11 protein-coding genes and 1 riboswitch are annotated in these 13,014 nt (G+C 60.8%); of the genes, 4 read left to right on the top strand and 7 right to left on the bottom strand.

Features of this window, described 5'->3' with window-relative positions:
- Positions 1-104: 104 nt before the first annotated feature.
- On the top strand, positions 105-605 hold the full coding sequence (locus WOB96_RS13890; protein WP_341371901.1) for a MarR family winged helix-turn-helix transcriptional regulator: 501 nt from the start codon (positions 105-107) through the stop codon (positions 603-605).
- A 60-nt stretch (positions 606-665) separates the two neighbouring features.
- Positions 666-1,133, top strand: coding sequence for a universal stress protein (locus tag WOB96_RS13885; RefSeq protein WP_341371900.1), 468 nt, complete (start codon positions 666-668; stop codon positions 1,131-1,133).
- On the opposite strand, the gene metF is transcribed toward WOB96_RS13885, so the two are convergent.
- From metF to WOB96_RS13865, 4 genes are all read right to left on the bottom strand, one after another.
- Positions 1,130-1,954, bottom strand: a complete 825-nt coding sequence (gene metF, locus WOB96_RS13880; protein ID WP_341371899.1) for a methylenetetrahydrofolate reductase [NAD(P)H] — start codon at positions 1,952-1,954, stop codon at positions 1,130-1,132. The two genes, WOB96_RS13885 and metF, sit on opposite strands and share 4 nt — an antisense overlap.
- Positions 1,955-2,022: 68 nt before the next feature.
- A complete protein-coding gene (gene ahcY, locus WOB96_RS13875; RefSeq protein ID WP_341371898.1) occupies positions 2,023-3,333 on the bottom strand; it encodes an adenosylhomocysteinase in 1,311 nt (436 codons plus the stop codon).
- A gap of 14 nt (positions 3,334-3,347) precedes the next feature.
- A riboswitch (S-adenosyl-L-homocysteine riboswitch) is annotated at positions 3,348-3,421 on the bottom strand.
- Positions 3,422-3,459: 38 nt separating this feature from the next.
- The gene (gene metK / locus WOB96_RS13870) at positions 3,460-4,629 is read right to left on the bottom strand and encodes a methionine adenosyltransferase (protein ID WP_341371897.1); all 1,170 of its coding nucleotides are present in this window, start codon (positions 4,627-4,629) and stop codon (positions 3,460-3,462) included.
- Between the two features lie 283 nt (positions 4,630-4,912).
- Complete coding sequence (locus WOB96_RS13865) at positions 4,913-5,683, bottom strand: Crp/Fnr family transcriptional regulator (RefSeq protein WP_341371896.1); 771 nt, start codon at positions 5,681-5,683, stop codon at positions 4,913-4,915.
- Positions 5,684-6,002: 319 nt separating this feature from the next.
- Between WOB96_RS13865 and WOB96_RS13860 the strand changes: the two genes are divergently transcribed.
- Entirely contained in the window at positions 6,003-7,925 is a 1,923-nt protein-coding gene (locus WOB96_RS13860) for an Ig-like domain-containing protein (protein WP_341371895.1), read from the top strand.
- A 121-nt stretch (positions 7,926-8,046) separates the two neighbouring features.
- Positions 8,047-9,201, top strand: a complete 1,155-nt coding sequence (locus tag WOB96_RS13855; protein ID WP_341371894.1) for an outer membrane beta-barrel protein — start codon at positions 8,047-8,049, stop codon at positions 9,199-9,201.
- A 96-nt stretch (positions 9,202-9,297) separates the two neighbouring features.
- Here WOB96_RS13855 and hsdR read toward each other — a convergent pair whose 3' ends face one another.
- From hsdR to WOB96_RS13840, 3 genes are all read right to left on the bottom strand, one after another.
- The gene (hsdR, locus tag WOB96_RS13850) at positions 9,298-11,715 is read right to left on the bottom strand and encodes an EcoAI/FtnUII family type I restriction enzme subunit R (RefSeq protein ID WP_341371893.1); all 2,418 of its coding nucleotides are present in this window, start codon (positions 11,713-11,715) and stop codon (positions 9,298-9,300) included.
- Positions 11,712-12,716, bottom strand: a complete 1,005-nt coding sequence (locus tag WOB96_RS13845) for a virulence RhuM family protein/type II toxin-antitoxin system death-on-curing family toxin (RefSeq protein ID WP_341371892.1) — start codon at positions 12,714-12,716, stop codon at positions 11,712-11,714. Before WOB96_RS13845 ends, hsdR begins: the two co-directional genes overlap by 4 nt.
- On the bottom strand, positions 12,713-13,014 hold a 302-nt coding region (locus WOB96_RS13840), incomplete at its 5' end, for a restriction endonuclease subunit S (RefSeq protein ID WP_341371891.1). The genes WOB96_RS13840 and WOB96_RS13845, both read right to left, overlap by 4 nt.

Raw genomic sequence — 13,014 nt, 5'->3', positions numbered from 1 at the left:
CTTAGCAAAGCCGTCCGGCGGCTTCACCTAGGTCCTCCAGCTGTTTACTGATGCTGCATCCCATGCTAATGCTTAGCAAACTACAAAATCAGGGAGGATTCGCCATGTCGGACCCATTTCAGCCTCAGGAATTTGGCATGCTGCTTGCCGAAACGGCGCGGATCTGGCGGTCCAGGCTGGACCAGCGCCTCAGGCCCCTGGGTCTGAGTCAGGCCAAATGGATGGTGCTGCTCTATCTGTCCCGCAGCAAGGACTGCATGACGCAGTCGGCGCTGGCCGAGAACATCGGCATCATGGGCCCCACCCTCACCGGCCTTTTGAACCGCCTCGCCGCCGATGGCTGGATCGAGCGGCGCGAGACAGCGCTGGACCGGCGCAGCAAGACCGTGCATCTGATGCCCAAGGCCGACGCCGCCCTGCAGCAGATCGAAGCGACTGCCGCCCATTTGCGCGACGAGCTGCTGGAGGGCATCCCGGAGGACGAACTGGCGCACTGTGCCTCGGTGATCCTGCGCATCAAGCAGCATGGGGAGCAACTGTCAGAGCCGCACAGATCCAGTTGTCATCCGGGAGAACAACACGCAAGCGACGAGAGACTATACTGACAGATAGCAGCCAGAGCGCCAGCACCGGCTGAAATCACGGCCATTGAACCGGAGGGCTCAATGTATCAGCACTTGCTCCTTAGCTACGACGGCTCCCGGGAAGGGCGCGCGGCACTGCGCCGGGGTGCGGAGATGGCCATTGCCTGCGGTGCAGAGACTCATCTGCTGGCGGTGATGCAGCCCCTGTCCGGACTGGCGCTCGCCGATGGCATCCTGCCCCAGGACATCTTTCAGATCGAGGAAAGGGAGGCCAGGGAAATCCTTGAGGAAGGGGTACACTGGTTGCAGGAACGTGGCCTGCAAGCCACCGGCCACCTGGCCGTGGGCGAGCCCGCCGAACGCATCCTGTTCACGGCCCGGGAACTGGGCATCGACCTGATCGTCGTCGGCCACCGCAACCAGAGCCGACTGGCGCGCTGGTGGCGGGGCTCGGTGGGCGCCACCCTGCTCGATGAGGCGCCTTGCAGCATCCTCATCGTCGTATCGCCGGAGAACGCGGCAGGCGCGCCAGCGGGCAAGCCGGACTAGCCCAGGCCCAGGTTGCGCCAGATGGTGGCGGTCGGTTCGGCCTGATTCAGGGTATAGAAGTGCAGGCCCGGGGCGCCCTGGCGCAGCAGGTCCTCGCACTGGCGCGTGACCACCTCAATGCCGAAGGCGCGCTGCGAGGCGGGATCATCGGCATAGGCCTCCATGCGCACGTGGATGAAGCGCGGGATCTCGGCACCGCAGAGCTTGGAGAAACGCGCGATCTGCTCATAGCTCGCGATCGGCATCACCCCCGCCACCACCGGGATGTCCACATCCCGCCGGCGCAGATCCTCGACAAACTGGTAATAGGCATTGTTGTTGTAGAAATACTGGGTGATGGCCACGTCCGCGCCGGCCCGGGTCTTGCGGATGAAGTTCTCGAGATCGATGACCGGCTCCGGCGACTCGGGGTGCATCTCCGGATAGGCCGCCACGTGGATCTCGAAGCCGCCGAAATCCTTGATGAAGGCCACCAGCTCGTTGGCGTGACGGAATTCGCCGGGCGTGTCCATGCCTGGCAGCAGATCCCCACGCAAGGCAACGATGCGCCCGATGCCCTGGGCGCGGTAGTTTTCCAGGATCTCGCGGATGCCCTCCCGGGTCGAGGCGATGCAGGACAGATGCGGCACGGCCTCCAGCGGATAGTCCTGACTGATCATGCGCACGGTGTCGAAGGTGCGCTCGCGCGTCGAGCCACCGGCGCCGAAGGTCACCGAGGCAAAGCTGGGCTTCAGCGGCAGCAGGCCTTCGATGGTTTCGCGCAGACGCGCCTCGCCCGCCGCGTTCTTGGGCGGGAAAAATTCGATGGAACATTCTTTCATGAATCAGAGGCCTCCAGGGCAGCAGGGGCGCGCGCAAGCTGCCACGCGCCGCCAGGGACCACAGCAGATCAGTAGCGGTAATGATCCGGCTTGTAGGGCCCTTCCTTGGGCAAACCAAGGTACTCCGCCTGTCCGGTGCTGAGTTCGGTCAGGTGCACCCCAAGCTTTTTCAGGTGCAGACGCGCGACCTTTTCATCCAAGTGCTTGGGAAGCACATACACCTGCTTTTCGTACTGGTCGATGTTGGTCCACAGCTCGATCTGCGCCATCACCTGGTTGGTGAAGCTGTTGGACATCACGAAGCTCGGGTGACCGGTGGCATTGCCAAGGTTCAGCAGACGGCCCTCGGACAGCAGGGTGATGCGCTTGCCGTCCGGGAAGATCACGTGATCCACCTGCGGCTTGATGTTGTCCCAGGTCAGGTCGCGGATGCTCGCCACGTCGATTTCGTCATCGAAATGGCCGATGTTACCGACGATGGCCTCGTTCTTCATCTGCTCCATGTGCTTGCGGGTAATGACATTGCAGCAGCCGGTGGCGGTGATGAAGAGGTCGCCGATGGGCGCGGCTTCGTCCATGGTCACGACCTGGTAGCCTTCCATGGCCGCCTGCAGGGCGCAGATCGGGTCGATCTCGGTGATCAGCACGCGCGCGCCCTGGCCGCGCAGGCTCTGGGCGCAGCCCTTGCCGACATCGCCATAGCCCGCGACCACGGCCACCTTGCCGGCGATCATTACGTCAGTGGCGCGCTTGATGCCATCGAGCAGGGACTCGCGGCAGCCATAGAGATTGTCGAACTTGCTCTTGGTGACGGAATCATTGACGTTGAAGGCGGCGCAGCCTAGCTTGCCGGCCTTCCAGCGCTGATACAGGCGATGCACGCCGGTGGTGGTCTCCTCGGACAGCCCGCGGATCTCCTTGAGCAGTTCCGGATGCTTGTCGTGCACCAGTTCGGTGAGGTCGCCGCCGTCATCGAGGATCATGTTGGGGGTCCAGCCATTGGGTCCTTCGATGGTCTGGTCGATGCACCACCAGTAATCGGCCTCGGTCTCGCCTTTCCAGGCGAACACGGGAATGCCGGCGGCGGCCATGGCGGCAGCGGCGTGATCCTGGGTGGAGAAGATGTTGCAGGAAGACCAGCGCACTTCGGCGCCCAGCGCCGTCAGGGTCTCGATCAGCACCGCGGTCTGGATGGTCATGTGCAGGCAGCCGGCGATGCGGGCGCCCTTCAGGGGCTGGCTGGCGCCGTATTCCTCGCGCAGGGCCATCAGGCCCGGCATCTCGGTCTCGGCGATGTTGACTTCCTTGCGGCCCCAATCGGCGAGCGAGAGGTCGGCGACCTTGAAATCCTTGAAGCTACTTTGCGTCACTGCGTTCATGATGAACTCCTGTCAATGAACGAGCGCCGTTTTGAAACCGGTCCGGCCGAGCCTGGCGGGATTTCCCGTTGCAGCGCTCCTCGGCTGAACCGCATGGACCCGCGACAGCGCGGGCCCGGATAAAGCTTATTTCAGACCCGCGGCATCGCGCAGGATCTGGGCCTTGTCGGTGCGTTCCCAGGTGAATTCCGGCTCCTCGCGGCCGAAGTGGCCGTAGGCGGCGGTCTTGGCGTAGATCGGGCGCAGGAGATCGAGCATCTTGATGATGCCCTTGGGACGCAGGTCGAAGTGTTCCTGCACGATGGCGGCGATCTTTTCGTCCGCGATCTTGCCGGTGCCGAAGGTGTCCACCATGAAGCTCACCGGCTGGGAAATACCGATGGCGTAGGCGATCTGCACCTCGCACTTGTCGGCCAGGCCGGAGGCCACGATGTTCTTGGCGACATAGCGCCCGGCATAGCTCGATGAGCGGTCCACCTTGGACGGATCCTTGCCGGAGAAGGCGCCGCCACCGTGGCTACCCACGCCGCCGTAGGTGTCGACGATGATCTTGCGCCCGGTCAGGCCGCAGTCACCCACCGGCCCGCCGATCACGAAGCGCCCGGTCGGGTTGATGAAGTAGCGGGTATTTTTGGTGAGCATCTCCGGCGGCAGCACCGGCTTGATGATCTCCTCCATCACCGCTTCCTTGAGCATCTCGTGATCGACGTCCGGACCATGCTGGGTAGAGAGCACGATGGCGTCGATGGCCACTGGTTTATCGCCCTCGTAGCAGATCGTCACCTGGCTCTTGGCATCGGGGCGCAGCCAGGGCAGCTTGCCGCTCTTGCGCACCAGGGCCTGACGCTCGGTCAGGCGATGCGCGTAGTAGATCGGCATCGGCATGAGCACGTCGGTTTCGTTGCTGGCGTAGCCGAACATCAGGCCCTGATCGCCGGCGCCCTGATCCAGATCCAGGCCCTCGCCCTCATTCACGCCCTGGGCGATATCCGGTGACTGGCGGTCGAGCGTGGTCATGACCGCGCAGGACTCCCAGTCAAAGCCCATGGCCGAGGAGTTGTAGCCGATGCGCTTGACGGTCTGGCGCGCCACCTGGGCGTAATCCACCTGGGCCGAGGTCGTGATCTCGCCGGCGATCATCACCAGGCCGGTGGTCACCAGGGTCTCGCAAGCCACGCGGGCGCGCGGGTCCTGGGCCAGAATCGCGTCCAGAACACTGTCGGAAATCTGGTCGGCAACCTTGTCGGGATGCCCCTCGGACACGGACTCCGAGGTGAAGAGATAATTGCGCGGCATGGCAACTCCTTGGTTGAAAAGGCATCAGGCCCGCTGCCACCCGGCAGCCCGGCTAATATAGCAAACAGCCGCCCACGGCGGCATGAGATTTTTTCAGGCGCAAGCTGAGCAGGGCTCAGGATGCGCAGGCTCGCCCAGGGACGAAAATAGGGTGGAGTATATCACAAGGTTTCAGGGCTGCATCGGGCTGATGACTTCAGCAAGTGCAGGATGCGTGCCCTTCTATAGACCAAGAGCGCTCTAGACCAAGAGCGCTCTTTCAAGATTCCGATTTCGTTGGCCCTCATTCCCTATGTGTCCGGAGCGTTATGATGGGAATAGCGTCGATATCCATAATCACGGACCGCTGTGGCAGATAATGCAGCAGCAGATCCGTTTCCTTTCTGACCACGCTGTAGCACTCGCAACTGAGCGCTTCAAGCCTTGGCCTGTCGAGTACCTTGATCAAGCCGCGCGAGTATGAAATCACGCCTAAATGCTGCAATTTCGACGCGGCCTGGGTGACCCCTTCGCGGCGAACACCGAGCATGTTGCTGATGAATTCCTGTGTCATGGTCAAGTGGTTGTGTGACAGGCGATCCATGGACAACAGGAGCCAGCGGCAAAGTTGCTGCTCGATCGAGTGATGCCGGTTACACACAGCAGTTTGGGAGACTTGCGTGATCAGAGCCTGCGTGTAGCGCAGCATGAGTAGCAGCAACTCGCCGTGGCGGTTGAATTCATCTTCCACCCGCGGTTTCGGGAGCCGGTATGCGTAACCGGCGCTTTGTACCAAGGATCGGCTCAGCGTGCTCTCGCCGCCCAGAAACAAGGTGATGCCTAGCAGCCCCTCGTTTCCGACCACGGAAATCGCGGTCGATGCACCGTTTTCCATCAGGTACTGCAGCGAGACTATGGAGTCCGTGGGAAAGTAAACGTGGCCCATGGGGCGTCGGGACTCATACAGGACCGCGCACAGCGGTAATGGTACCAACTCCAGATAGGGGAACAAACGCTCCTGAACTTCGGGCGACAGGGCTGCCAAAAGATGATTCTGTTGGGGTTTAGGGGACATTTCGGTGCTCTGGGGCTGGTCGCCCTGGGTCGTGTGGAGGCGAACACTCGCCACGGTACGCCTGCGTCATGCGCGTGGCCCAATCCTGGCTTGCCGGGCACGCTGCAGATATTTGCTCATAAGCGGCCTGCCGAACAGACAGAATTCGTTTCTGGCCCCAGAATATTTTCAGGGCAGCCATACCTTCCGTCAGGCGTGCTGCCCGCTCCCTCTACAGTCGTAATGCACCAATTTCCGGCAAACCCTGGATTTGGCATCGCGCCAACCAAGGGTCGAGGTGAGCGGTTTTCAGGTTTCAGACCATTCTATAGGGAAACACATGCAAAGATTCGAACGCATTACCCAGCCAGTCTTAGGGCTGACAGCATTGCTCGCAGTCGCCCTGATGGCTGGCTGCGGCAGTGACCAGGAACCGATTCTGGGAACACCGGCTACAGTACGTGGACCCACGGTAACAGCAATCGTACCGCAGGCCAATACTTCAGGGGTCCCGGTCAATACAAAAACCATCACAGCCGCCTTCAGCAAGGCGATGGACCCCGCAACGATCAACGCCAGCAGCATGACACTCGCCTGCGCAGTGGGTACGCCGATGTCCGGCGTGGTGAGTTATCAGCCGGTTGGCAACATGGCTACCTTGACCCTGCCTGCAAACACCAACCTGCCAGCAAGTACTACCTGTACGGCTACCGTGACCAGTGAAGCCAAAGACACATATGGCACTGCGCTGGGCAGCAATTATGTGTGGACATTCACGACCGGTGCCACAGCCGACACCACGCCGCCTGTCGTGAACTTCACAATCCCGGAAACGACTATACCTGGCCCGACAGCGAGCGTGCCCACCAACACCGCGATTCAGGCCGTGTTCTCCGAGGATATGGCACCGACATCCATCACCCCGGACAGCCTTACCCTGACTTGCGCCGCACCCTGTGTTTCACCTGCAGGTAATGTGGGTTACTCCGCGGCTTCCCGCACGGCTGTATTCAAGCCTGGCGCAGCGCTCGCGCCGAACACCACTTACACTGCAACTGTAACCACGGCGGCAACGGATCTGGCAGCCAATGCCCTGTCCGGTAATCAAGGTACGTATCCGGCGCCCAGCATTTATATATGGACGTTTACCACTGCTGCGACACCTGACACCACACCACCGACCGTGACACTGGTAAATCCTGCTGATGCAAGCACAGGGGTCTGCCTCAACAAGGCCGTCAACGCGACTTTCAGCGAAGCCATGGATCCTTTGACGATCACCAATGGGAGCTTCACCTTGCAATCGGCAGGTTCTGGGCCGCTTGGTGGCACTGTTTCCTACAATGCGTCCACCAGGATAGCGACCTTCACTGCCTCGAACACGCTGTTGGCGAACACCAGCTATACCGCCACAGTCACAAACGGGGTCAAGGATGTGGCCGGTAACCCATTGGCCAGCAACAAGACATGGTCATTCACCACCGGTGCGCAAGCATGCTCGCTGGTTTCACCGGTTGCATTAGGTGCAGCCGCACCCTTCGGTAATCTGGGTGGCACAAAGGGAACCACCAATCAAGGCATCAACACCCTGGTTGGTGGCGATCTGGGAAGCACGGCCGTCGCTCCTTCGGCTATCACCGGCTTCCATGATTCTGCGGGTGATATCTATACCGAAGACGGATCAAATCGTGGCGCGGTAGCCGGCAAGATTTACACCTGCACGACATCCTCGACAGGCCCGACTTCAGCTGCGGTCAACCCCGCCTCATGCACTACGGCTACCAATGCACTTGCCGACGCACAAAAGGCGTATGACAAGCTGTCGCCAGCTTCGCTTCCGGGCGGCATTGACCCAAAGGCGGGTCAACTGGGTGGTTTGACGCTGGCGCCGGGTGTGTATCAAGCGGCGGACGGCTCGTTCCAGATAACCGGCTCGGATCTTACCCTCGATGGCCAGGGCGATGCCAATGCGGTATGGGTATTCCAGACTGCCAGCACGCTTACAGTAGGTGCGCCAGCTGCGCCGCGCAGCATCATTCTGATCAATGGCGCACAAGCCAAAAACGTCTTCTGGCGAGTGGGTAGCTCAGCCACCATCAATGGCGCCGGTGGCGGCACGATGATAGGCACGATTCTGGCTTCAGAAGCAGTGTCGATATCAACAGCGGGCAATGTGGCGCAGGTAACGCTCAATGGCAGAGCGATCGGGCTGAATGCTTCGGTGACCATGGTCAATACCACCATCAACGTCCCTGCCCCGTAAGGCGCAATCATGCTTCAAAGGCTGGCAGGATATTCTGTCGGCCTTTGAACTGGAGGGGCTTGAGCATACGCAACATCGTTCACCGTCATTCAATAAGCACAGCATCGCTGTGGAGAAGAACATGAAATCAGTAGGCATCAACTTCGCAAAGACATCGACCCTCGGGTTGGCAATAATCGCGGCCATCATCAGCCCGGTGGCAATGGCTGCTGACAATGGCTGGTATGTAGGTGCCAATATCGGCCAATCGCGCGCCAACATCGATGATGAAGGTATTACCCGCAGCCTGCTCCAGTCAGGTGCTACATCTGTTTCCATCCAGGAAGACAATAGAGATCTGGGTTATAAAATCCAGGCAGGTTATCAGTTCAACCGATATCTTGCCCTGGAAGGCGGATATTTCAACCTGGGGAAATTCAGCTACACAGCCAACACTGTCCCGGCTGGCACATTGAATGGCAACATTCGGATTCAGGGTATCAATCTGGATGCGGTCGGCATGTTGCCGCTGACCCAAAGATTCTCCGCATTGGGCCGTATCGGTGTGAATCATGCACAATCCCGGGATTCATTTACCGGCACAGGCGCTGTGCAGGTGCTTGACTCTAATCCCAGAAAAACCGATACGAACTACAAGTTTGGTGTCGGGGTGCAATATGCGCTCAATGATGCGCTTGCCATGCGTGCCGAAGCGGAGCGCTATCGTATCGACGACGCGGTGGGCAACAAAGGGGATGTCGACCTGTTTTCGCTCGGCCTGATCTACCGCTTTGGTGGTACCAAGCCCGCGCCGCAAGTCGTTGCGGTAAATGCACCGCAGCAAGCCGCGGCCATGCCGGCGCCCGTACCGCAAGCGGTCATCGCCACGCAGCCACCAGCGCCGAGAAAGAAGGTCGCTTTTTCCGCGGACTCCCTGTTCGATTTTGACAAGGCCAGCATCAAACCTGATGGTCGTCTCCAGTTGGACAAGCTGGCAGAAGACCTGAAGGGCACGCAATTCAGGGTCATCAAGGTAACGGGACACAGTGACCGGATCGGCACGCACGACTATAACATGAAGCTTTCCACCCAGCGTGCTGAAGCGGTCAAGGCTTATCTGGTTGATCACGCAGGGCTTGCAGCAGACAAGATCACGGCTACTGGCGTGAATGGCGCAGAACCAGTCACCAGCGCTGATACCTGTGTCGGCGACAAAGCCACCAAAGCGCTCATCGATTGTCTGCAGCCGGATCGCCGCGTAGAAGTGGAAGTGGATGCCCTGCAAGCAGCCAAATAGATTTTGAAATGGATGAACCACATGCCATGGAAACATGGCATGTGACCCTGCCCAGTCGCACATGCTTTTGCAGAAAATCCAGGCGACAAAGCTGACTCAGGCTGCGCCCCGTTGCCCGTCATCACCCTCGTACAAATGCCGCTGAAACCCCACGAATACTTCACGGATATTGCCAGCCGGTCCAAGCTCCCGCACCGCATCCTTCATGGTGTGGTATTTCAGCTCGATCAGTTGCGGCAGCTTGTCCGTATCCAGCTCACCCACGCCACGCGCCACGTAATGGTCGAGCACGAACTGCAGAAACTCCCGTTGGTGGTAGTCATGATCCTGGAAGATCATCTTGCGGTGGGCGGCCACCCGCTCGGCGCGGGTCATCGGCGCCATGTTGAAAGCGATGTAGGCCAGCACATCGTACAGGTCGCTCCTTTCCGCCTCGATCAGCTTGCCCAGATCGGCCAGTTGTTCCATGCCATAGCCTTTTTCCGCCAGCCCTTCCAGCAGTTTCCTGCGCGTGTCCGGACTCCCCCACAGGCTGCGCAGTTCGTCTTCGTTACTGAACAGCGCGGGCAGGTCGCCGAACAGGCGCTGGATGAACTCGGCGGCGGAGATGGGCTTGCCGTCAGGGCCCCAGAAGCTGGTGGCGCTCATGTGCTGGATGCTGCGCACCTTGCCGTCGGCCAGCTTCACCTTCACCTTGCGCCTCTTCTCGCAGACGCAGGGCTGCTCGCCGCACACGGGACATGGCTCGGGCGGCTCCTTTTCGCACACGCAGGGGCGCTGGCGGCACACGGCACAGGGCTGGGGCGGCTCGACCGCGCAGGTACAGGGCAGGTTGCCGCAGCTCGCGCAGGGCTCGGGCGCCAGCGGCTCGCCATCCCATTCCGGGTCGCTGAAGTGCTGGTAGGCCTTCACGAAGTCGTAGATCGTGAAGTAGTCCTTGCCGTCATACAGGCGCGTGCCGCGGCCGATGATCTGCTTGAACTCGATCATCGAGTTCACCGGACGCATCAGCACGATGTTGCGCACATTGCGCGCATCCACGCCGGTGGAAAGCTTCTGCGAAGTGGTGAGGATGGTGGGAATGGTCTTTTCATTGTCCTGGAACTGGCGCAGGAAGCGCTCGCCTTCAGCGCCATCGTTCGCCGTCACCCGCTCGCAATAGTGCGGGTCCGTGCTGGTCTTGCTCTGATTGATCAGGTCACGCACCGCCAGCGCGTGTTCCTGGGTGGCGCAGAACACGAGGGTCTTCTCGCGCTGGTCGATCTGCTGCATGAACAAGCTGACCCGGAACTGCTCGCGCTCGCGGATCTCGATGACGCGGTTGAAGTCATCCTCGGTGTAGCGCCGGCCCTGCTCCACCTCGCCCTCGATCACCTGATCGTCGGCGGTATAGACATAGTCATCCAGCGTGGTAGCGATCTGGCGCACCTTGAACGGGGTCAGAAAACCGTCGTTGATGCCCTCTTTCAGCGAATAGACATACACCGGCTCGCCGAAGTAGGCGTAGGTGTCGGCATTGTGCTGGCGTCTGGGCGTGGCGGTCAGGCCGAGCTGCACCGCAGGCCGGAAATATTCGAGGATGCCGCGCCAGTTGCTCTCGTCACTGGCGCCGCCCCGGTGGCACTCGTCGATGATGATGAAATCGAAAAAGTCCGGCGGGTAGTCGCCGAAATTCCCGGCCGGATTGCCCTCGGCATCACGCCCCGCCATGAAGGTCTGGAAGATGGTGAAAAACACATTGCCGTTCTTCGGCGCCCGGCCGCGTTTGCGGATGATCTCCGGGTCGATGCGCACCAGCGCATCCTCGGGAAAGGCGGAGAAATCGTTGAAGGCCTGATTGGCGAGGATATTGCGGTCGGCCAGAAACAGGATGCGCGGCTGGCGCGCCGGTTCTCCCGAGACGCGGGCTGCCAGGCTCCAGCGGGCATGGAACAGCTTCCAGGCGATCTGGAAGGCAATCGCCGTCTTGCCGGTGCCGGTGGCGAGTGTCAGCAGGATGCGCTCGCGCCCGCCGGCAACCGCCTCCAGCGCCTGATTGATGGCATTGTGCTGGTAGTAGCGCGGCTGCCAGAAGCCGCCTTTGTCCTCGAAGGGCACGGCGCCGAAGCGCTCGCGCCAGACATTCTCCTCGGCAAAGGCCGCGGCCCACAGCTCATGGGGCGCCGGCCAGGCATCGACAGGGCCCTCCTGCCCGGTATGCATGTCCACCCGGTAGATGCCCTGGCCGTTGCTGGAATACGCAAAGCGCGCCTGCAGCCGCTCGGCATAGCGCCGGGCCTGGGCCAGGCCCTCGGTGACCGGCAGGTCGCGCTTCTTGGCCTCGATCACCGCCAGCTTCTGGCCACGATAGATCAGCACATAGTCGGCAATGTCCTGCCTGGCCCGCTTGCCCGCGCCCAGCAAGCGGCCCTGGGTAATCATCTCCCGCCGCACCCGGCTGGCGTCCACCACGCCCCAGCCGGCTGCTTTCAGGGCGGGGTCGATCAGCTCGGCTCTGGTTTCGGCTTCGTTCAATGTTTCTCCCCGGCCAGCATGTTCATGATCAGGCGGATCAAGGTTTCCTTGTTGGCCGGGTCGGACTCGGCCACCAGCAAGGTCAGCGCCGCGAGGCCGACATCGTTGATGACCGGCTCGCCCGCCGCGTTCAGCAGGCGGCCATTGCGGTGGAGGAAGTCCACGAACAGAAAGGCGGCGCTGCGCTTGTTGCCATCGGAAAAGGGATGATTCTTGACCACGAAATAGAGCAGATGCGCGGCCTTGGACTCCACGCTTGGGTAGGCCGGCTCACCGAACACGCTCTGCTCGAGATTGCCCAGCAGCGAAGCCAGACCATCGCCCCGGTCACGGGCGAACAGCTCGGTCGCTTCGCCCCGCGCCATCAACTCGGCTTTCAGGCCGTCCAGTGCGGCGCGCGCTTCTTCCAGGCTGGGCAGGCGCCCACCCGGCTGCGCCTGCGGGTCGGTGAGCAGGCCTTCATCGTAGCGCTGCAGCAGCAGAAAGGTCTGCGCATAGCGGGCGACGATATCCACCAGCCCGCGCCCGCTGCCCGTGTCCAGCGCCGGGCTTTGCGCCGCCTTGCGCACCAGGGCCATCGCCGCTTCCAGTTCGCGGGCATTGGCCTCGAAACGCTGGCGGTTGAGGGTCCAGCCGCGGGTCAGGTGTTCGCGCAGGATGCGGGTGGCCCATATTCTGAAATGGGTTGCCCGGGCAGAACTGATCCGATACCCCACGGAGATCACCGCATCCAGGCTGTAGTGCTTGCGCTTGCGCTCGACCTCTCGGCCACCTTCCCGCTGAACCTGTAAAAAATCCTTACAAGTTCCGCTTTCAGCCAGCTCCCCTTCCGCATAGATGTTTTTCAGGTGGATAGTGACGTTCTGCGGCTTGACATCGAACAGCTCCGCCATTTGCGCCTGCGTCAGCCAGACCGTTTCCTGATTCCCGTCCAGCCGCACTTCGACGGCCTTGCCGGCGTCCTCGTAGATGACGATGGGATTATCGTTTTCCCGGATCATGCGACTTTCTCCTTGAGGATGGCGTCGGGGGCTTTCTTGTTTGCGGTGAGTTCGCCGGAAAAGGCTTTTTGCAACAGGGATTGTTTCAGCTCGGCCAGGGCGGCGAGTTTTTGTTGGTAGATGGATTCTATTTCTTGGCAAGATTCCCTTAGTTCAACAATCCGATCTACAATTTTATTTTGTTCCTTGACGTCTGGTATCGAAACTCTCAAGTTCGAGAGCGCCTTGTTACTAAGGTTTAGCATCGTTGCGCCGGAGGAAATCCGCTCAAGTTCTTTTCGGTATTGGGCCGACCTAA

Source organism: Thermithiobacillus plumbiphilus (assembly GCF_038070005.1).
Lineage (GTDB): Bacteria > Pseudomonadota > Gammaproteobacteria > Acidithiobacillales > Thermithiobacillaceae > JBBPCO01.
The sequence above is the reverse complement of the archived record's forward strand: the minus strand, read 5'-3'. Positions and strand labels throughout refer to the sequence as shown.